16 protein-coding genes are annotated in these 20,540 nt (G+C 51.4%); 9 read left to right on the forward strand and 7 right to left on the reverse strand.

Annotated features, from left to right (window positions below):
- Window positions 1–9: 9 nt before the first annotated feature.
- Window positions 10–2,376, reverse strand: coding sequence for an endonuclease MutS2 (locus ABFD83_05185; GenBank protein ID MEN6356462.1), 2,367 nt, complete (start codon window positions 2,374–2,376; stop codon window positions 10–12).
- Between the two features lie 109 nt (window positions 2,377–2,485).
- On the opposite strand from ABFD83_05185, the gene tkt reads away from it, so the two are divergent.
- The 4 genes from tkt to ABFD83_05205 all read left to right on the forward strand — a co-directional run bounded on the left by tkt (window position 2,486) and on the right by ABFD83_05205 (window position 8,701).
- Complete coding sequence (gene tkt, locus ABFD83_05190; GenBank protein ID MEN6356463.1) at window positions 2,486–4,492, forward strand: transketolase; 2,007 nt, start codon at window positions 2,486–2,488, stop codon at window positions 4,490–4,492.
- Window positions 4,493–4,667: 175 nt separating this feature from the next.
- Complete coding sequence (locus ABFD83_05195) at window positions 4,668–6,350, forward strand: ATP-binding protein (GenBank protein ID MEN6356464.1); 1,683 nt, start codon at window positions 4,668–4,670, stop codon at window positions 6,348–6,350.
- Window positions 6,351–6,359: 9 nt separating this feature from the next.
- Window positions 6,360–7,511 carry an HD domain-containing phosphohydrolase gene (locus tag ABFD83_05200; GenBank protein MEN6356465.1) on the forward strand — a complete coding sequence of 384 codons (1,152 nt, stop codon included), beginning with the start codon at window positions 6,360–6,362 and terminating at the stop codon, window positions 7,509–7,511.
- A complete protein-coding gene (locus ABFD83_05205) occupies window positions 7,511–8,701 on the forward strand; it encodes a response regulator (GenBank protein MEN6356466.1) in 1,191 nt (396 codons plus the stop codon). Before ABFD83_05200 ends, ABFD83_05205 begins: the two co-directional genes overlap by 1 nt.
- A 72-nt stretch (window positions 8,702–8,773) precedes the next feature.
- On the opposite strand, the gene ABFD83_05210 is transcribed toward ABFD83_05205, so the two are convergent.
- On the reverse strand, window positions 8,774–9,652 hold the full coding sequence (locus tag ABFD83_05210) for an HDOD domain-containing protein (protein ID MEN6356467.1): 879 nt from the start codon (window positions 9,650–9,652) through the stop codon (window positions 8,774–8,776).
- Window positions 9,653–9,972: 320 nt separating this feature from the next.
- On the opposite strand from ABFD83_05210, the gene ABFD83_05215 reads away from it, so the two are divergent.
- The 3 genes from ABFD83_05215 to metW are packed head-to-tail and all read left to right on the forward strand — an operon-like array spanning window position 9,973 to window position 13,035.
- Window positions 9,973–11,253: an O-acetylhomoserine aminocarboxypropyltransferase/cysteine synthase family protein gene (locus ABFD83_05215; GenBank protein MEN6356468.1), complete on the forward strand. Its 1,281-nt coding sequence runs from the start codon at window positions 9,973–9,975 to the stop codon at window positions 11,251–11,253.
- Window positions 11,253–12,410: a homoserine O-acetyltransferase gene (locus tag ABFD83_05220; GenBank protein ID MEN6356469.1), complete on the forward strand. Its 1,158-nt coding sequence runs from the start codon at window positions 11,253–11,255 to the stop codon at window positions 12,408–12,410. Before ABFD83_05215 ends, ABFD83_05220 begins: the two co-directional genes overlap by 1 nt.
- Before the next feature lies 1 nt (window position 12,411).
- Complete coding sequence (gene metW / locus ABFD83_05225; GenBank protein ID MEN6356470.1) at window positions 12,412–13,035, forward strand: methionine biosynthesis protein MetW; 624 nt, start codon at window positions 12,412–12,414, stop codon at window positions 13,033–13,035.
- On the opposite strand, the gene ABFD83_05230 is transcribed toward metW, so the two are convergent.
- Window positions 13,032–14,018: a hypothetical protein gene (locus ABFD83_05230; protein ID MEN6356471.1), complete on the reverse strand. Its 987-nt coding sequence runs from the start codon at window positions 14,016–14,018 to the stop codon at window positions 13,032–13,034. The genes metW and ABFD83_05230 overlap by 4 nt on opposite strands.
- Before the next feature lie 80 nt (window positions 14,019–14,098).
- On the opposite strand from ABFD83_05230, the gene ABFD83_05235 reads away from it, so the two are divergent.
- Both ABFD83_05235 and grpE read left to right on the forward strand, forming a co-directional pair.
- Complete coding sequence (locus ABFD83_05235) at window positions 14,099–15,664, forward strand: TCP-1/cpn60 chaperonin family protein (GenBank protein ID MEN6356472.1); 1,566 nt, start codon at window positions 14,099–14,101, stop codon at window positions 15,662–15,664.
- Window positions 15,661–16,218, forward strand: coding sequence for a nucleotide exchange factor GrpE (gene grpE / locus ABFD83_05240; GenBank protein MEN6356473.1), 558 nt, complete (start codon window positions 15,661–15,663; stop codon window positions 16,216–16,218). Before ABFD83_05235 ends, grpE begins: the two co-directional genes overlap by 4 nt.
- 68 nt (window positions 16,219–16,286) lie before the next feature.
- On the opposite strand, the gene ABFD83_05245 is transcribed toward grpE, so the two are convergent.
- The 4 genes from ABFD83_05245 to ABFD83_05260 all read right to left on the reverse strand — a co-directional run bounded on the left by ABFD83_05245 (window position 16,287) and on the right by ABFD83_05260 (window position 20,139).
- The gene (locus ABFD83_05245) at window positions 16,287–16,652 is read right to left on the reverse strand and encodes a hypothetical protein (protein MEN6356474.1); all 366 of its coding nucleotides are present in this window, start codon (window positions 16,650–16,652) and stop codon (window positions 16,287–16,289) included.
- Window positions 16,653–16,829: 177 nt separating this feature from the next.
- Entirely contained in the window at window positions 16,830–18,347 is a 1,518-nt protein-coding gene (locus ABFD83_05250; GenBank protein ID MEN6356475.1) for a hypothetical protein, read from the reverse strand.
- A gap of 2 nt (window positions 18,348–18,349) precedes the next feature.
- The gene (locus ABFD83_05255; protein MEN6356476.1) at window positions 18,350–19,216 is read right to left on the reverse strand and encodes an ABC transporter permease subunit; all 867 of its coding nucleotides are present in this window, start codon (window positions 19,214–19,216) and stop codon (window positions 18,350–18,352) included.
- Window positions 19,213–20,139 (reverse strand): ABC transporter ATP-binding protein, encoded by a 927-nt coding sequence (locus ABFD83_05260; protein ID MEN6356477.1) that lies wholly within the window; start codon window positions 20,137–20,139, stop codon window positions 19,213–19,215. The genes ABFD83_05255 and ABFD83_05260 overlap by 4 nt, the downstream gene beginning before the upstream one ends.
- Window positions 20,140–20,540 lie beyond the last annotated feature (401 nt).

A 20,540-nucleotide genomic window follows, 5' to 3' on the forward strand; every position in this document is an offset into this window, starting at 1 on the left:
AATAATAAACTACCTTTTCATCTCTGCAATCGTGACCCCGGAACCGCCCTCTTCCTGCTCGCCGAGACGGTATGAGCCCACTCCCTTATGAGTCCGCAGATACTCCCAGACGGCCTGGCGCATCTGGCCGGTCCCTTTGCCGTGCACTATGCGAACGGACATCGCTCCCGCCGCCAGCGCATCGTCAATATATTTGTCCAGCTCGATCAGAGCAGGCTCGACACGCATGCCCCGCAGATGAATCTCGGAATGAAAATCCCGTGCCTTTTGCAGACTGATACTTTCCTGTGATCTCTGCGGACGAATCTCTTGCACGGACTGCGAGCGCGGCTTGCGCAGTGACGATAGCGGGACACTTACCCGCATAGCGCCGATCATAACTACGACCTTACCGGCTTCCGGCGGCTCCACTATCTCACCGTCCTGGTTTACTCCGGCTATTCCTACGCGGGTCCCGGGCGATAGAGCCGTGCCATTATCCAGTTTCTCTTCTTTTTGCTCGGCAACTTCTACGCGTTTGACTGTCTGCTCATCGAGCTGGTCTATAAGTTTCTCGGCTTTCTTCTTGAGATCCTGGGCGCGTTTTGTATCCGCCTTTTGCGCTGCGAGCTGTTCGAGAGTGTTTTCGAGTTTTCTGGAATAGGCTTCGATAATGCTTTCGGCGCGCTGCTTGGTCTTGGTCTCGACGCGGCTCTTTATGCTCTCTATTCCGCCGAGCTGCTGCTCATAGCGCTGACGCAGAAGTTCGGCATCACGGGCATGGCGCTCCGCGGCTTTTCTCTGCTCTGCTGCCGCCTTGTGGCTCTCCTCAATCTGGCGGATAAGCTCTTCTGATGCCTGCTCTTGATTGCCGATGCTCTCTTTTGCGGCATCTATTATCAACTTATCCAGGCCAAGACGCCCGGCAATAGCAAACGCATTGCTGCTGCCAGGAATACCTATCATCAGCCTGTATGTGGGCCGCAGACTTTCAGGGTCGAACTCGACACATGCGTTTTCAACACCATCGCGCAGATACGCATATTCCTTAAGCTCGCCGTAGTGAGTCGTCGCTATAACACGCGAGCCTTTGTTAAGCAGATAATCGACAATAGACTTTGCAAGCGCCGCACCTTCGGCTGGGTCAGTCCCCGCACCTACTTCGTCCATCAGCACCAGCGTATTTCTATTGGATCCGCCTGTGATGCGCACGATATTGTTCATGTGCGAAGAAAAGGTCGACAAGGACTGCTCGATGCTCTGCTCGTCACCAATATCTGCGTAAACATTTTCAAAGATCGCAAGCTCTGTGCCCGGTTCAGCCGGAACATGCATTCCGCTGGCAGCCATAAGGGTAAGCAGGCCGACAGTCTTCAAAGCAACCGTCTTACCGCCCGTGTTGGGGCCGGTAATGAGCAGCGCATTGAAATCTTTGCCCAGGCTCATATCAATAGGGACAACCTCGCCCTCAAGCAGGGGGTGGCGCGCCGACATCAGATCGATCATGCCGGTGTCATTCAAAAATGGTGAAGTCGCGCGCTGTTCGATACTGAGTTTAGCTCGGGCTGCGATGGCGTCGATCAGGCCGACTACATTTAGCGTGGCTAGAATTCGACTGCCATACTCGCCAACACGAGATGTAAGCCCTGCAAGTACTTTTTCGACCTCTTCGCGCTCTTTCACGACAAGCTGCTTGCGTTTGTTTCCGAGTTCGACTACAGCCGCCGGTTCTATGAAGAGTGTAGCGCCGGATGCGCTGGCATCGTGCACTATTCCTGGGAACTGGCCCCTGTGGTCGGATTTGATCGGGATGCAATAGCGGTCACTGCGGATTGTTATGACCGGCTCTTGAATAATTGTCTTATAAGCGCTGCCCTGGAGATATGAGTTCATCTTCTCAGTAAGGCGTGACTGGACCGTCCGAAGCTCTGAGCGTACACGACCAAGAGAGGCGCTCGCGGAGTCGAGCACATCCCCGCTCTGCGCAATTGAGCCGGAGATAGCGTTCTCAATCGGCACGAAGAACTCGATCTCACTGCCGAGCCCGCCCATGATAGGGTATTTCTCACCCTGTCTGCGCAGAAATGTGCCGAGGCGCTTGGTGCCCTGCAGAGTGTTGAGAATCGCGAGCAGGTCTGAAGGCTGCAACAGCGCTTCGACAGACGCTCGCTCGACATAGTTCCGCACATCTTCGATCCCGCCGAATGGTATATTGCCCTCGTATTGAAGTATTGCGCGGGCTTCACTCGTCTCCTGCTGCTTGCGCCTGGCAATATCCAGATGAGTGGTCGGGTACGAAAGGCTGGCGACCTCCCGCCCCAGGGCGCAGGCCGCCTGGCTCTGCAGTTTCGTTATTATTTTTTCGAACTCAAGAACTTTGAGTGTATGCTGCTCCATTTTTCCAAAATTATTATAGCACTTTTCGCTTAGCGCCTCCATCGACACTTCGGCCAATACGCGCTACAATATATGAGGTTTAGACAAAAACATACTCTGGAGTGAATTAATGTCGCAAGCGATTATAGACGCGAGGCTCGACGACCTCGCCGTAAACACAATTAAGTTCCTGGCGGTCGACGGCATCGAAAAGGCTAAGAGCGGCCATCCAGGTCTGCCAATGGGCGCGGCAGACTATGCCTATGTGCTATGGACAAAGTTTCTGCGCTACAACCCAAAGGACCCAAAATGGCCGAACAGAGACAGGTTTGTCCTTTCCGGCGGCCATGGCTCTATGCTGCTGTATTCGCTGCTTCATCTTGCCGGTTTTAATATACCTTACGAAGAGCTGCAGCAGTTTAGACAGTGGGGCAGCGCCACACCAGGCCACCCTGAGTTCGATCTTGACAGAGGAATCGAAACTACAACCGGCCCGCTTGGCCAGGGAATTGCCAATGCCGTTGGTATGGGCATGGCAGCAAGCCGATTGTCGGCAATATTCAACAAGCCCGGCTATGACGTGATCAACCATTGGATTTATGTGATCCTTGGTGACGGCGACATGATGGAAGGCCTCAGCCACGAAACGTGCAGTCTGGCTGGACATCTCGGCCTGGGAAATATCATAGCGATATATGATGACAACCAGATCTGTATAGAAGGCTCTACCTGCCTGACATATTCGGATGATGTAAAGATGCGCTTTGAGTCCTACGGCTGGCATGTGCAGATGATTGACGGTCACGACAGGTGCGCCGCATCCGAAGCTCTTGCCAAGGCTAAGGCAGTAACCGATAAACCGAGCCTGATTATTGCTCGAACCAAGATCGGCAACGGCGCTCCCAACAAGTGTGGAAAAGCATGCGCTCACGGTGAACCTCTCGGACCCGATGAGGCAAAAGCTGCCAAGGAATGCGCCGGATGGCCCACAGACAAGCCGTTTTATATCCCCGATGAAGTAAAAGAACTCTTCGCCGCTCGCGCCAAGGAGCTTTTACCCGATTATGACGCATGGCAGGAGATGTTCAAGAAATATAAACAGGAATTCCCGGAACTTGCCGACCTCTGGAATAAGATGATGAGCAAAGAAGTTCCCGCTGACCTTGCTGACCAGCTTCTGGGTAAGCTCGACTGTGTAAAGCCTACCGCAACCCGCGCTTCATCCGGTTCAGCGATTCAGGAACTCGCCAAGCTGGTCCCATCACTTTGGGGCGGATCGGCTGACCTCTGCCCAAGCAACAAGACGGATGTCAAAGGCGGCGGAGACTTTTCAAAAGAGAACCCGCTCGGCAAAAACATTCACTTCGGTGTCCGTGAGCACGCTATGGGTTCGGCGATGAACGGAATGGCCGTATACGGCGGCGTAATCCCCTACGGCGGAACATTCCTGGTTTTCTGTGACTATATGCGCCCGACAATCCGCCTGGCCGCCCTTATGAAGCAGCAGGTGGTCTATGTATTTACTCACGACAGCATCTTTGTCGGTGAGGACGGCCCGACTCATGAGCCTATCGAGCAGATAGCTTCCATGAGAATGATCCCGAACGTCACAGTGATCCGGCCTGCCGACACAGCCGAGACTGCGATGGCATGGACATGGGCGCTGGAGCACAGGGACGGCCCGACAGTGCTCGCTCTCACCAGACAGAACCTCAGCCCGGTAAACGACGACCCTGCAAAGGCCAAGCAGCTTGCCAAAGGCGCATATGTTGTGCGCGATGCCGATAAGATCGATGTTGTGCTGATCGCTACCGGTTCGGAAGTAGGGACAGCTCTTGGAGCGGCTGATATAATTGCTGAAAAGGGTATCAAGGCGCGAGTGGTGTCTATGCCGTCCATGGAGATATTCAAGGCTCAGGACAAAGCCTATCAGGACAGCGTGATCCCGCCGTCCATCAGCAAGCGGATAGTTGTCGAGGCCGGAATACCATTCGGATGGGACAAATATGCAGGCGACGAAGGCTTGATTATCGGCATGGACCGCTTCGGAGCGTCTGCGCCGTATAAGGTGCTTGCCGAAAAATTCGGCTTCACGCCTGAATCAGTGGCAGCGAAAACTCTGGCCTATATGAAGTAGTTATAGCTAAAATAACCATAGTTGATTTTATAAATCCCTCCATGCAAAATGCCTGGAGGGATTTTTCAAATTCTGACCTCATAAATCATGGACTTATTACTGTAAGATTGCTCACTATAACCTTGAGAGAGCGCCTGTGAATTCCGATATTTAACTTAGAGGTGTTTACTAAACAATGTGTAAAGCTATATCCTCATTGCATAATACCGTCGAAAACGAGCAAATACTTAAATCTATTCTGAATACTGTTCAGATTGGTGTAATAATTGTCGACCCGAAAAAACATACCATAGTAGATGCGAATGCAACTGCTGTTAAGATGATCGGCGCAACTGAAGACGAAATCGCAGGCCATATATGTCACAAATGCATCTGTCCATCGGATGTCGGGCACTGTCCGATCACCGACCTCAATCAGACCATCGACAACTCTGAACGTGTGCTGTTGAGAATAGACGGTTCGAAGATTCCAGTGCTAAAAACAGTGGCATCAACAATAATCGATGGGCAGCCACTACTGGTTGAGAGTTTCGTAGACATCACTGAACTCAAAAAAGCAAAAGAAGCATTGCAAAGAGCGCACGATGAACTTGAGGTCAGGGTCGAAGAAAGAACTGATGAACTCGCCAAAACAAACACTGCGCTGATAAACGAAATTAGTGAAAACGAAAGACTGCTGTCATCCATATCCTCAGCGCTTATCTTATGCGATTCAAAAGGCATTATCCGCAAGTGGAACAAGGCTGCTGAAAACATGCTCGGCATAGAGGCTGCCGTGGCTATCGGACGAGAATTGCTCGATGCCGGACTGAGATTTGAAGATACTGAAACGCCAAGAGAAATACTGAACGCAATACACGCGGCTGAGCCGACTAAACTTGGTAATGTAACTGTGATATGCCCCGATGAAAGATCAATTGCACTGATGCTGACAATAGCTCCCATTTTGGACGAAGAGGGCAATGCTTGGGAATTTTTGGTGGTCGGTTCCGACATCACCGAGGTCCGATCACTTGAGATGCAACTTCTGCACGCGCAGAGACTTGAGTCAATAGGTCAATTAGCTGCGGGTATTGCCCATGAAGTAAATACGCCTATTCAGTATGTCGGTGACAATGCTCGGTTCATTCAAGATTCGCTTGGCCAGGTTTTGGATTTGCTCGATGCCCAGACTCGGGCGCTTGCAAAAGCAAGGGAAGGCACTCTCAATAATGAAACGCTCGATGAGATTGATCGGAAAGCAGATGAAGCCGACATAGAGTATTTGGCTCAGGAGATTCCAAAGGCTGCCCAACAGTCACTTGAAGGAGTCAATCGTGTCGCAAAAATCGTGCGCGCTCTAAAGCAGTTCTCCCACCCGGGCGGCGCGGAAAAATCCGATGAGGACCTTAACGGCGCCATAGAAAGCACCGTTGCCGTATCAAGACACGAGTGGAAGTATGTCGCGATCCTTGAAACAAAACTCGATCCAAATCTGCCGCTGGTGCCATGCATGATAAACGATCTTAATCAGGTAGTGCTGAACTTAATAGTTAATGCATCACATGCCATTACGGATGCGCGCGAAGCAAGAGGCACTGAGGAAAAGGGGATAATAACTGTAAGCACTTTGCACGCCGGAGACTGGGCTGAAATACGAGTCAGCGACACCGGCACAGGCATCCCTGAAGCTATACGCCAGAGGATATTCGAGCCGTTCTTCACAACTAAGAGTGTCGGCAAAGGGACCGGGCAAGGGCTGGCGATGGCCAGATCGATTGTGGTGAACAAGCACAATGGCACGATCTCATTTGAATCCAAGGAAGGTGAAGGCACCACGTTCATCATCCGAATACCATTAATGCGTCAGGCGGCATAATCACAACATATGGAGTCTCGAAAACACATACTTTTTGTAGATGACGACCAGAACTTCTTGGCGGGTTTGTTCCGCTCACTTCACACAAAGGCCGGACAGTGGAAGATGAGCAGCGCGAACAGCGCCGACGAGGCTATTGAAGCGCTGGCGCAAGAGAGCACGGATGTGGTCGTCACGGATTTCCGCATGGGTGTGAAAGACGGCTTGGAACTGCTGCAAATGATTATGTCGTCCGAACTCACATGTGATATCCCGGTGATTATGCTCACAGGCAGTGATGAGAGCACCCTAAAACAGCGTGCGCTTGAACTTGGCGCTACCGATCTTCTTGGCAAGCCGGTAGTGCGCGAAGACTTGATCGCGCGTATCAGCAGCGCAATAAGACTAAAGGAATCCCAGGACGAACTCAAAACTATGAATCAGAGCCTGGAAACCAGAGTTCGGGATCGCACTGCCGAGCTTGAGCAATCACGGCTTGAAATGATCTGGCGGCTGGCAAAAGCCGGAGAATACCGAGACGAAGGAACAGGCAATCACGTGCTGCGCGTCGGATACTATTGCAAAACAATTGCTGAAGAGATGGGCGCGGATCAAGATTTCATTAGGCGTCTGTTTCTTACCAGCCCGCTGCATGACATCGGCAAGATCGGGATTCCCGATGCGATATTGAAAAAATGCGGGACTTTGACGCCTGAAGAACGCGCTATCATGCAGAAACATTGTGAAATTGGAGCCAAGATTCTGGCTCAGCCGCATTCGGACCAATGCTCGCCATGGATATCGTCCACTTCTGCGCAAGCTGGTTGCGCATCCGATGATAACGATCTCATTGAGATGGCTGCGTCAATTGCTCTGGCTCATCACGAACGCTGGGATGGGGATGGATATCCACGGCAATTAGCAGGAAACCAAATACCAATTGAAGCGCTTATAGTTGCTATAGCCGATGTATATGACGCGTTAAGCACGGCGCGTACATATAAACCGGCTTTCTCACATGAAAAGGCTTTGGAAATTATGCGAAGTGAACAAGGCACTCATTATAGTCCTGATGTATTTGCAGCCTTCGAAGCTTCATTGAACAGAATATTCACAATCCAGGATGAGATCAAAGACCAGTTCCATGACGAAAGCTTGGATGTTGCAAGGAAGGCAGCATAATGGTTAGAATACTCTTCGTTGACGATGATCCATGTGTCCTCCAGGGCCTAGAGAGACTACTGCACAATATGCGCAATGAATGGGAAATGCATTTTGTGCAGAGTGCTAAAGAGGGATTGGACTTGGTTTCACAGTCTGACTACGATGTTGTGGTCTCGGACATCCAGATGCCTGAGATGGATGGAATACAGTTTCTCTCTGAGCTAAAGATTCATCACCCGCGCATTGTGAGAATAGCGCTGTCCGGGCATGCGGAGCGTCGAGCAATCATAAAAAGCCTCGGCTACACACACAGGTTTCTATCAAAGCCGTGCGAACCGGACACGCTCAAATCTACCGTTACTACCGCCTGCGCTCTCCGTGACTTGCTCGACAGCGAACATCTCAGAGAAGTAGTAACAGGCATGGACGTGTTGCCAAGCTCATCAATTATAAGTCAGGAACTCAACAAAGAGCTCGAAAAACCTGAACCGTCGATAGCACGTATAGGCGCAACAATAGAAAAGGATCCGGCCATCACTGCAAAAATTCTCCAAATGTCAAACTCAGCTTTCTTTGGAGTAAGACAGCGAGTCTCAGATGCCGCGCAGGCAGTCTCGATCCTGGGAATAGACTCCATAAAGATGCTGTTGTCGATAACTGAGGTCTTCTCATCATTCGCATCCAAAAAAACGAATGCTGTCGATATCGAACAGATCTATGAACATAGTCTGCGCGTGGGCAGCCTGGTGCGGGTATTATTGAAGGCCGAACGCTTTGATGTACAGGCAACGGAAGAAACGATAGCGAGCGGATTGCTCCATGATATCGGTAAACTCGTGCTTGCATGGAAATCGCCCGATGATTACCACAAAGCCATGAATATTGCCAAATCCGACGACTGCCATTCTTATAGCGCAGAAAAGGCTGTATTTAATGCCACTCATGCAGAAGTCGGGGCATATCTATTGGGGCTCTGGGGCCTGCCGGAAACAATTGTTGAGATCATTGCATTCCACCACAAACTTGACAACAGCGGAGCAACAACGTTTAATCCGCTGATTGCCGTTCATTTTGCCGACGCCTATGATCATGCAGCCAATGGCCATAATCTGGAGAACTACCTGGACATGGAATATCTTATGAACATTGGTTTGACGGAACGCATTCCTCAATGGCGTGATTCATGCGACGAACTGCAACTCATCTAGATATCTGCTGACACACGCCTGGATGATTAGATGTAATTAATGACCCACCCAATCCATCCAGAATATTTATACCTACGCAGCTTGCTTCTGGCTCGGCATCCTGTCCGCCCATGATAGAAGCTCGCCACACTGCTTCATCCTGTCACGCACTTGATCGACCACGAAACTTACATCCCCAATCGGCATTCCGGCGGCTTCAGCAATATCGCTCAGACTTATATCAATCGGGACTCCCACCAGATAGTTCCTGCCGAGTCTCTTGGCAAGCATATTCGCCGCTTGGACGACCCTGGCAAGGTCCTCGTGCTCACAGGCATCCTCGGGCATGTGATGATATGCTATTCCCGCGCTTATTTTTTCAGGAAAGTCCCACTGCTGAGCAAGATCATAGCCTATCTTACTGTGGTTTGTACTCAGGTAGTTATTTTCAGCACGCACCATCTCGAAATTATATTCTCTGCAGGCTTCGACTATCTGCATAAACCGATTGGGAAGGGCACGAGCTATTATAAGCTTGCCTATATCATGAAGCAGCCCGGCAAGAAAAGCGGACTCGTTGCTCTCCTGCGAACTCATGCCGACACAGCCATAAATACACTCGGCCGCCACTGCGCATGTAACTGAGTGAGTCCACATGTCCTGCCAGTTGAAACCAACAAACAATCTCTTCGGAAAGAGCGCCTCAACCACAGACGCCGAAGCTGCAAGGTTTCTCACCGATGCAAATCCCAATGTCACTACAGCTTCTGTTATGGTCTCTGCTTTTGTACGTCTGCCGAAATACGCCGAGTTGGCCAGGCGCAGCACTTTAGTGGCTAAAGACTGGTCAAACATTACAGCTTTTGAGAGCTGTTCTGCTGTGGAATCCGGCGTATTAGTAACTTGTATTATACGCGCCAATGTGGCCGGCATGCTTGGCAGGTCAATCTTTCTTGAAGAACGGCCGAACATTAATGCCTCCTTGCAGTTGCTATCATGGGTATCGAAATCTCTGCAATCCATATCTATTTTTCCTCAGTTGGGCTGAATTCTCAATACCGGATTTGCCGTAGATAATGCGTCGGTCTATATAGGTCTTAGAAGAAGCTGTGGCTGGATAAGAGTTCAGTTAGCCGGAAAGCAGGAGCTTTGTTCTCCCAATGACGAGCTTGCCGGGAGGGCGAGGCTCACGCCGAGCTTTCTTTGTTCCCATAAATTGAACTGTCTCATAGATTGCAAGTCATTCGCAAAAGTGGTATGCTCTCAAATAGCTGGAGGATTAAGCACGAATCATGTCTGAAAACTACGCATTTGACACAAACGCTCTGCATGCGGGCCATGAGATAGACCCTACAGGCTCCAGAGCTGTACCTATATATCAAACGACATCCTACGTCTTTAAGGATACAGACCAGGCTGCCGGTCTCTTTGCGCTGGAAAAGCCCGGCTATATGTACACAAGGCTTCAAAACCCGACCCTGGAAGTGCTCGAAAAACGCGTGGCTGCACTTGAAGGTGGAGCCGCCGCACTGGTGACTGCATCCGGTCAGGCAGCGGAGACACTGGCGGTCGTCAACATCGCAAAAGCTGGAGACGACATAGTCTCTTCGACGGCTCTCTACGGCGGCACATACACGCTCTTTAACAGCACACTTCGCAGGCTCGGGATAAACGCCATATTCGTCGACGCGACCGACCCTGAAAACTTCCGCAGGGCGCTTACACCCAAGACAAAGCTTTTGTATATGGAAACGCTCGGCAACCCAAAGCTGGATGTGGTCGATATCGAGGCGATAGCGAATATCGCTCATGAGGCAGGCATTCCTCTTATTATCGATAATACCGTCGCGACGCCGTATCTATGCAGACCCATAGAATGGGGAGCGAATATCGTAATCCACTCGCTCACAAAATGGATGGGCGGGCACGGCTCATCACTGGGCGGCGTCATAGTAGACTCCGGTAAGTTTGACTGGAAAAACCGCCATTTCCCAGATCTGGTCGAGCCTGACCCAAGTTATCATGGCATGTCGTTCACACAGACTTTCGGCGCGGAAGCATATATTACCCGGGCGCGAGTCAGCGCTATGAGAGACATAGGGCCGACGATGAGCCCGTTCAATGCATTTTTGATATTGCAGGGAATAGAGACGCTCTCACTGCGCATGGAAAGACACAGCTCAAACGCTCTTGCCGTTGCAAAGTTTTTGGAGGCGCATGAAGCAGTCAGTTGGGTCAACTATCCTGGGCTGGCAAGCCACCCCGGTCATAAGCTGGCCGGTAAATACCTGCCGAAGGGCTGCAGCAGTATGGTCGGTTTCGGGATTAAAGGCGGGTATGAGGCCGGGATCAAGTTTATAAACTCGGTCAAGCTCCTTTCGCATCTGGCCAATATTGGCGACAGCCGTTCGCTTGTGATTCATCCTGCCAGCACGACCCATCAGCAGCTCTCGTCAAGTGAGCGCGAGGCCGCGGGCGTTACCGATGATTTCATTCGCCTGTCCATCGGCATCGAGGACGTTGATGATATCCTGGCGGACATCGATCAGGCATTGAAGGAATCGCAGAGATAATGCCTAAAACCGGATCGGTCGGTACAGTAGAAACACAGTATTTCACCTTCGCCGAATCCCCAAACGAGCTTGATCTCGAATGCGGGCGTAGGCTCGGGCCGATCACGCTCGCCTACGAGACCTACGGCGAGATGAACGCCGACAAAAGCAACTGCATACTGGTCTGTCATGCTCTTACCGGCGACGCTCATGCCGCCGGGACCCACGCCGGTGAAGAAAAATCGCTGGGCTGGTGGGACAATATGATAGGGCCGGGCAAGGCGTTCGACACAAACAAGTATTTTGTTATCTGCTCAAACACAATCGGCGGATGCAAGGGCAGCACAGGTCCCAAGTCGATCGACCCGATCACAGGCAAGCCCTATGCGCTCAACTTCCCGATGGTGACAATACCTGATATGGTCCAGGCGCAAAAGGCGCTAATAGATCATCTCGGGATAAAGCAGCTTATGTGCGCGGTCGGCGGAAGTATGGGCGGCATGCAGGTGCTCCAGTGGGCTGTTTCCTACCCGGATATGGTCCGCATGGCAATACCTATCGCGACAACTGCAAGGCTGTCGCCGCAGGCCATCGCATTTGACGCCGTCGGCAGGCAGGCGATCATGGTCGACCCGAACTGGAACGACGGCAACTACTATGGCTGCGATACGCCATGCGGGGGTCTGAGCATAGCGCGGATGATAGGACATATAACATACCTTTCCGACAAGTCCATGACATCGAAATTCGGGCGCAACCTGCAGGATAAGACCAACCCGGAATACGATTTCGTGACTGAGTTCCAGGTGGAGAGCTATCTCAACTACAAGGGAGATGTGTTTGTAAAGCGTTTTGACGCTAACTCATATCTCTATATAACAAAGGCGATGGACTATTTCGATCTGTCCCAGCCGAGTGGAGAACTGCGAAAGAGTTTCTCGGGAGTAAAATCGGCCTTTCTGGTTGTCTCGTTCTCATCGGACTGGCTCTTTCCGTCTTATATGTCCAAGGAGATTGTTGCGGCATTGAGGCGCAATAACGTGGATGTAAGCTATGCCGAGATTCAGTCGGACTATGGGCACGATGCGTTCCTTTTGGAAGTGGATGCGCTCAGCCGTCTGATAGAAAGTTTTTTGGAATATGCCGACCCCATGAACGGACATGCTGATGAGTTCTGAAATGACAAAAAACAGCGGATCGCTCAATCTGAAGCCCGAGATCAGGCATATAGTGGAGATGGTAAAACCCGGCAGCCGTGTGCTCGACCTCGGCTGCGGTGAGGGAGACCTGCTTAAAGCTCTGCAGATTGAAAAACGCGCGCGCGTGCAAGGGATAGAGCTTTCCGACACTGCCATACAGGAGTGCATCGCAAAGGGGCTGTTCGTCTATCACGGCGACCTTGATGAAGGGCTTGCGGACTTCAATGACCAGAGTATGGACTACGTAATCCTGACCAACACGATCCAGGTCCTGCACAGACCTGACTTTCTAATTCAGGAAGCGGCCCGCGTAGGAAAATATTGCATCATATCCATACCAAACTTCGGGTATTGGCATGTGCGGTTCCAACTTCTGCTGAAAGGAACAATGCCGCGTACCAGCCGCCTGCCATACGACTGGTATGATTCGCCCAACATCCACTTGACGACCATCGCTGATTTCAGGCGGTTTTGCAGGGAGCATGATCTCACCATTGTCCGTGAGACGAACCTGGTGATCGGGGACCAGAAATGCGACCACGTCCGGTTCGCACCAAATATCCTTGCCGACTACGGAATTTTCCTGCTCAAGCGGTCCGCCTAAAGACTCGGATAAATGATCAGGAAACTCCTTACCTCGGGCACCAGGCCGTCGTCCGGTTCTATGACTGGGATTCTCCAGCCGAAGCCGACCGTAACCATTTTTGCTACATTCACTCGAAAGCTCGGCGCGATATAAAGAGTTGTCCCGTGAAGCGTGGTGCCCGCAAGAGAAGGCTGGTCGACACCAGGTGACGGCGCATTCGGATAACTATCGTCACCCTGGACCTGAAGCACTGCGCTGGCCGATATCGCAGCAAACCTGGCCAAGCCATACGTTCCCGTAAGCGCTCCCACGTATATGTTCCCGATCTTAACATCCTCATCACCACGCGTATAAAACTTCCCTGCCACCAAAGCTTCATACGAAAGTCTCTCCTGAGTCTTGCTGTATGCCAGAGCGAGATATCCGCTCCAAGTGCCGCTCGACGGCTGCCAACTGAGCGGGTATCTTTGAGGATAACCCGAATAATAGCCGTTTGTGACCGAGTTGCTTTGGTCAAAATTGCTGTCGTCTTTGCCTGTAGGCAGTTCCACACCGAACGTCGCGACTGCTTTCTCGCTCCCCCTGCCCCTCCAGACGACTCTCTTGCCGAGCACTGCGATATTACCCAGACCTGTGTTTGTGGCGGTGGCAGGCTGCCCTCCAATCTCGCCGCTTATTGCGGTCCGCTGGATAGGAATCGACAATGCAGCGCCCCAGTCTTCTGAAAGCCCGTGCAGCGCGCCTAATCGTGTTACGGTGAACTCTGCGTTGAGATTGGGCTGAACATTTGCACCATTCCGGTTCGCTTTGTTGGCCTCGTACACAAGACTGTCGAAGTCCGGGATCGTATCACCGGGCTTTGGTGTCGCGGTGCCCATGCCGGCGAGTGGAAAGTTGTACATATTGTCGATGAAAACGGGCGGCGACTGGAGAAATCCACGGTCTTCATCGGCATAACAAGCACAAGCGAAAGCAATCAGCAATATCACACCTAGTCTCAATACATACACCTCCAGCCCTATATACCCACTCAGGCATCCCACTCTTTACTTTGACTCGGCATGCGTGCAATAATAAATATATGAGTAACAATATCAGACAGGCAAACAGTTCAAATGAAGGAGACGAGCGAGTATCGGCTCTGGTAACCAATGCGGCTGCCGTGAGCGCGTTGGCATCGGCAGTCGAGGGCACACTCGGCCCAAAAGGGCTCGATTGCATGCTCGTCGATAAGTTCGGCGACGTAACCGTTACAAACGACGGCGCTACAATCCTCGACAAGATAGACACCAATCATCCGGCGGCGCGAATGCTGATAAAGGCTGCTCGCGCGCAGGAGAATGAAATAGGCGACGGCACCACCACCACCGCTATCCTCGCATGCGCATTAATCTCCGAAGGCCTCGCGCATGTCCAGAGGGGCGTGCCGGTGACCAAAGTCATCGAAGGAATACGCTTTGGCATAAAGGCCGCTCTCGATTTTATTAAAGACAAGTCAGTAAAAAATTGCAGCAAGCAGCACCTGATGCAGGTGGCGCTCGTGGCTGCGCGCGGCGATGAAGATATCGCAGACCTGGTCGTGGAAGCAGCGCGGCTTGTTGGCGATGAAAAGCTCAAAGACCCTGGCTACTGCCTGGCGGATGCAATAGTCGCCAAAGAATGCGCTCAAAACGAGGTGTTCACGGGAGTGATCCTGGATAAACAGCGCGTGAGCAGGCAGATGCCCAGATGCGTTGAAAATGCCAAAGTTTTTATAATCGACGATGCGCTGGAGCCCGGTCAAGTAGAAGATGATGCGCTTGCAACCGAATCCGGCTTTGCAAGATATATGGCACTTCAGGACGAGTTCAGGCGCGATGTCGAAAAGCTCGTTGGGCTGGGAATCACATTCATCGCGGCAGCGAAGGCAATCGACCCGGTCGCGGAAGAAATCCTCACCGATGCCGGCGTGCTGGCAGTAAGACGCTTGTCCTCGCGCGACATTGCCCGGCTCGTGGAACTGACAGGCGCGCGCACAGTCAAGCGCTCCGGTCTCGCAAAGGAACCTGCTGAGCTGCAAGGTTTCCTGGGCGAGTGCGAGAGGGTATACGAAGATGAACGGCTCGACCATATCAGAGTGGTCGGCGGCAGCGGTCACGGTATGCCTACGGTTATTGTAGGAGCCTCGACGCGTGAGGTCAAAGACGAACGTGAAAGGATTGCCAGAGACGCCGCGGGAGCTGTGCAATCTGCTGTAAAGACCGGTGTTGTCGCGGGCGGAGGAGCAATAGAAATAGGCGCGGCAAAGCATATACTATCGCTCAAAGAAAGCGCACATGGTATGGCGTCATATGGGATCGATGCGGTTTCGGCAGCCTTAAAGCGGCCTCTGAGCCAGATTGTGGCGAACGCGGGTTTCAACCCTCTGGAGAAAGTCGAAGAGGTCACAGCGGCACAGAGCAAGTCAGGCGATTGCTCGCTTGCAATAGACTGCGACACGGGTGAGATTTGCAATATGGCAGAGCGCGGCGTAGTCGACCCGGCGGGAGTAAAGCTTTATGCGCTCAGCACGGCAGCCGAAGTCGCCGAGGCGATCCTTAGGATAAACACAATCATTAGAAAGCGGGAGGAACCTTCCGCTCCAGCAAAATCAGCGGAGATGTTATGAAGCAGCAAAAAGAACACACAACACACAAAGTCCCAATTGAACCTGAGGAGATAGAGCAGGTTTCCAACGAAGAAGTTGTAACAGATATGGAGACTCTGCAGGCCGAGATAGATAAGCTGCAGAGTGATATCCGGGAAGCGCAAGATAAATATGTCAGAACGCTTGCCGATTTTGATAATTACCGCAAACGCCAGCGCGAGGAGACCGCTCGCTCGTGTGACTATGCGCGAATAGAAGTTATATCTACCCTGCTGCCGATAATCGACAATTTTGAGAGATCAGTGCAGGCAGCCGAAGAAAACAACAGTTATGAGGCTCTGGTCGAGGGTGTATCGCTCACTCTCCGACAGCTTCACGATATGCTCACCAAACAGGGCGTGGAACCTATCGACTCGGTTGGTCAGGAATTTAACCCTGAGCTGCATGAAGCGCTGATGCGAGTGGAGACCGATGATTATCCTGAAAACACAATCGTGGACGAACTTGAGAAGGGTTACACGCTAAACGGCAGAGTGCTGCGCCCTGCGCGCGTGCGTGTCGCAATGTCGGACTAATCGTAAACAAAAAAGGCTCACCTCGGACTATGCGGGGTGAGCCGTTTTTTGCTTAAGACAAATCCCGATTAGCCTGCGGCGTACCAGGCGAACGGGCTTTCTTTAATGATCATTCTGGCCGGTTCCTTGGGAGTATTCTCCACCAAGATCGCCTGACCCGCTTCTTCTTTTTCCACTATGTAGCGGGAGCTGTCGCCGTCTACCAGAGCGCCCTTTACAACGCTCAGGGCCTGCTCGAAGCAGCCTTTATTTACTATGATCGGATGCGAAGAACTCAGGTTCTGGAAACCAAGCCCCGCCTCCGTAAGGAGCTTCTTTACTTCTACGAATACTTTGCCTCGAGAGCTGTCGTTCTCAATTACGGTCTGTACCTCGGCCTTTCCAAACCGGGTCGAAACTCTTGCGTTTTTACCGAGCTTGCCTTTTTCAGCCACTAAAATCCACCTCGTTAATAAATTCCGGCACGCGCAAGCGTGTCCGATGAATGTCTGCTGGGTCCCTGCCGATTTGCAGGTACATAATTATACCACGGTTATACACCGGCCTGCAATATATGATGGGGCGCGATTTTCGCATCACACCCCATGCTCAATATCCGCTTAAATTGCGTGCTAAGCTGGCATTCTTTTTGTTTTCTTTACGGGTTCGGGTTTGCCTACAAGTTCGTCCTGCGTAAGGACCTTTTCCCACTTCAGACAGTTGAACCCGGGAATCATTTTCGTATCCAGCAATTTGTCTCTGAACGCCTCGCCATTCCAGCCGATACGGTCTTGAACATAATCGGGACAACCGGGCTGCTGCGGCGTAACCCAAACAGTCAGCTTATATTTTTTGGCATGGAACGGATAGAACTCATCGTTCTTGCTCAGGTCGATCTTACGTGAAAACGACCCGCCGGATATGCAGATATTGTCCCAGACCACGGTCTGATCCGTGTCCAGTTTCCAACTAAAAGTCTTCAGATCGGGCATTACATAGCCATAATCCTCGATCTTCCAATTGAGTCTGCTGCCGTCACGCCAGAGAACCTTACGGTCAGCAGGAAGCTTCTCGTTCTCCGCATACCAGTGCGTGAAAGGCTCTGAAGCAAGTCCATTATACTCGGAGAAGCTGACAATATTCACTTTTCCCGATATGATAAAGACCTTCGGCGCAACTCTTTTGAAGTTGACCTGAAAATCAGTGTTAAGAGGCTTCAGCGCGTCCCCAAACGACTGGCCGGAAGCCAGACGGCGCTCATAGTCTTTCTCTGCGCTCCGAGTCGCAAGCTGCCATTCAGTCGGGTTTTTCGAGCCTTTATCAAGGCGCATTGCAATGTCGAGACCCTCTTTGTATCTCTTCATATCGCCGTAGCGCCAGCCTATACGCATAAGCAGCAGCGAGAGGTTTCGATCACAAATATCGAGTGAGACATTGTCCGCAAATGTGGTCGCAAGAGGATTTTTAATCAGCCACTGAGTGCGCTTCCTCGACTTATACCACTCATCTACCGCCTTGTCAAAATCTCCGACTTTCTCATACTGGTGAGCAAGCATTCTATCGACAAACTCTGGGCGCGGGAGCTTTCTGCCTGTATTGACATCATAGCCCTCATGCTCGGTCGCTTTTTTGATATAGTAAAGAGCCTTCTGCTCATCACCGAGTTTCTTGCTGTAATGTGTCCAGCCAAGTTCAAAGTAAAGGTCCCATGTATTCGGGTTGTTCGCGATGCCTTCTTTAAGCAGTGCAATAGACGCAGGGATATAGCGTTTGTCCGACATCTGATCATCGTCAACAAAGTTGTAGTCCAGATGCCAAGCTCCTGTAGTGAAAACATCGATATTATGCGGATCGAGCCAGGTCACAAGTCGCACTATCGGCACAATCGCCTGATATTGGCCCATGTGAAAGAATGTGTCCGCACGGACCCACAGCGCTCCCGCAACTACTTCCTTAAACCCCAGCGCTGAAGCCAGTATGAACTGCCCCGGAAGCTGGACCATCAGATCATTGCTGTCATTGCCGGTCACCGACATCTCTTTTTGGCGCATCTTCACCTGCACAGGGTCGATAACGCTCTGCACCGCGCCTATCGCGATGAAAACAAGCAATGCCAGAGCTATTAGAAGTTTTCTTTTCCCTTCGCCCATGGCTAGACTTCCTTCTTCTCAAATATGATAATCGCGAGCATCATCATAAGCAGAGCATAGAAGATGCCGTAAACGGCCACCTGACCCGTATACCTCATGACATTGGTAATATGAGCTTCGGGATGAAGGAGAGTATTGGTGACATTAAACTTGTCGAAGTTAGGTATGATCATGTGTACGATCTTGTAAAAACCCTTGAGCACCAGGTTCATTGATTCGGAATTGGCAAGCGTCTCGGTCATTGAGGCCATAACACCTATGATGTAGACACCCAAGCCCATAAAGAAGTTTACCGTTGGAGTCAGAAATACCGAAAAAAGCAGTACCAAGGCGCTCAGCACCACAAACTGCAGATATATCATCACCACACTCCAGAGCATGTTGATATCAAACATCTGGACCTTTTGAACACCGGCTTCCGCTGACGATATGCCTGTGGTGGCTGCCGCCGCGGCCACTGACGCCCCGTGCGCTTTGGCCATCACCACACCTATAAAAACGACTCCCATAAATGCAACGCATATCCCAAGCGTGAGCATTGCTCCGAGGAATTTACCGATAATAAACTCATATCGCTTAACGGGCTTTGCAAGGATTGTGTAGATCGTGCGGCGCTCTATCTCCTGCGGGATCAGCGATACACACATCACCAGACTGATCAGCCACCCGGCCATTGCCATAAGCCCCAGGCCGAAGCTCTTGACGAGCATAATATCCGTGGACGAGCCCTCCCTGGTAGAGAAAGAAAGGGTCTGCGAGAACGAGAGCGATATAATAATAAGACCTATAGCGACCACCAGGAATATCTGAAGCACTTTCTTCCTCATGGCGTCGCCGACGGTTGTTTTAGCGATGGACCAGATAATCACTTGCGTCCCTCCCTTACTATCTCAACAAACAAATCTTCAAGAGTCTGCTTCTGCGGCACGACCGATACCAGGCACGACTTGCCGCGCGCGGCATCCAGCACGTTGTGAACGTTCTCTTCAGTATCGGCGTATACGCGCATAAGCTCACCCTCGACCGAGACTCTCTCGGCCAACGGCTTTACTGCTTCAGCCAGACCCTCTTTCGGAGCCGACAGCGTTATGACCGTTCTGCCGATGTTGAGCAGTTCCTGCATGGAGCCGAGCTTAACGAGCTTGCCTCGGTTTATAATGGCGACCCTGCTGCAGACGCTCTCAATATCGGTAAGCTGGTGCGAACTGACGAAGACTGTTTTCCCCTGCCCCTTAAGAGCAAGAATAAGGTCTTGAATGTCCTTGTGAGCGATGGGGTCGAGGCCGGAAGTCGGCTCGTCGAAGATAAGCAGGTCGGGATCGTTGATCAGCGCCTGAGCAATTCCGATCCTCTGAAGCATACCCTTAGAATACTGCCTCAGTGCCCTGGTACCGTCGTTGGTGAGGCCGACTTGTTCAAGCAACTCGCCGATTCTGCGCTTACGGCTGGCTGCGTCCATTCTGAAAAGTTTACAGTAGAAGTCGAGAACCTCGACTCCGGTCATATGCTCATAAAAATAAGGGCTTTCGGGCAAGTAGCTGATACGCTTCTTTGCCTCAATATCGCCCGCCGGTTTACCCAGCACGGTCACTTTTCCCGACGTCGGGAACAACAGACCAAGCAGCATCTTGATGGTGGTGGTCTTTCCCGCTCCGTTGGGTCCGATAAAACCGAAAATCTCTCCCTGGTTTACCTGAAAGCTCAGGTCATCGACAGCAGTAAAGCTGTCTCCCAGGTGGCCCTTATAGACCTTTTTGAGTCCCTGGACAACTATGGCTTCTGCCACTTTCATACCCCCATAACTCAGTTTAGTGAGCCCATAATCGCAATGATGGGCAGCACACCCGCGCTGCCCAATTCGAGTATAATGGATGAGTCCTGCTATGTCAATCCGGCTCGGCAGCACAATGCACCATGAGGTATACGTCCGGGCTCAGCGATGAGTTCCAATGAATGAGAAAAGATGGCAGTGAAAGAAAAGTCTATCCATGGAGAACCTATAGACTCGAACGGGCAAGTAGACCTCAAGCCCTGTCTTAACCCCAACACCCAGCACCTAACACCCAAAACGAGGCAATTGCGATAGCTGGAACTGATCTCAAATCTGTTGGTTCAAAGAAAGTGGAAACCCCAAGCTCTGAGCGTGTGGAACGAAGCGCAAATGCAAAAAAGTGGAAAATCTACCCCAATAAA

The sequence above is a fragment of the Armatimonadota bacterium genome (genome assembly GCA_039679645.1).
Classification (GTDB): domain Bacteria; phylum Armatimonadota; class UBA5829; order UBA5829; family UBA5829; genus UBA5829.

Coding starts and splice junctions, on each gene's coding strand:
- grpE (MEN6356473.1), top strand. CDS start 15,661: ATGAAGCAGCAAAAAGAACACACAACACACAAAGTCCCAATTGAACCT.
- ABFD83_05195 (MEN6356464.1), top strand. CDS start 4,668: ATGTGTAAAGCTATATCCTCATTGCATAATACCGTCGAAAACGAGCAA.
- ABFD83_05185 (MEN6356462.1), bottom strand. CDS start 2,376: ATGGAGCAGCATACACTCAAAGTTCTTGAGTTCGAAAAAATAATAACG.
- ABFD83_05260 (MEN6356477.1), bottom strand. CDS start 20,139: ATGAAAGTGGCAGAAGCCATAGTTGTCCAGGGACTCAAAAAGGTCTAT.
- ABFD83_05250 (MEN6356475.1), bottom strand. CDS start 18,347: ATGGGCGAAGGGAAAAGAAAACTTCTAATAGCTCTGGCATTGCTTGTT.
- ABFD83_05220 (MEN6356469.1), top strand. CDS start 11,253: ATGCCTAAAACCGGATCGGTCGGTACAGTAGAAACACAGTATTTCACC.
- ABFD83_05200 (MEN6356465.1), top strand. CDS start 6,360: ATGGAGTCTCGAAAACACATACTTTTTGTAGATGACGACCAGAACTTC.
- ABFD83_05210 (MEN6356467.1), bottom strand. CDS start 9,652: ATGTTCGGCCGTTCTTCAAGAAAGATTGACCTGCCAAGCATGCCGGCC.
- ABFD83_05205 (MEN6356466.1), top strand. CDS start 7,511: ATGGTTAGAATACTCTTCGTTGACGATGATCCATGTGTCCTCCAGGGC.
- metW (MEN6356470.1), top strand. CDS start 12,412: ATGACAAAAAACAGCGGATCGCTCAATCTGAAGCCCGAGATCAGGCAT.
- ABFD83_05215 (MEN6356468.1), top strand. CDS start 9,973: ATGTCTGAAAACTACGCATTTGACACAAACGCTCTGCATGCGGGCCAT.
- tkt (MEN6356463.1), top strand. CDS start 2,486: ATGTCGCAAGCGATTATAGACGCGAGGCTCGACGACCTCGCCGTAAAC.
- ABFD83_05235 (MEN6356472.1), top strand. CDS start 14,099: ATGAGTAACAATATCAGACAGGCAAACAGTTCAAATGAAGGAGACGAG.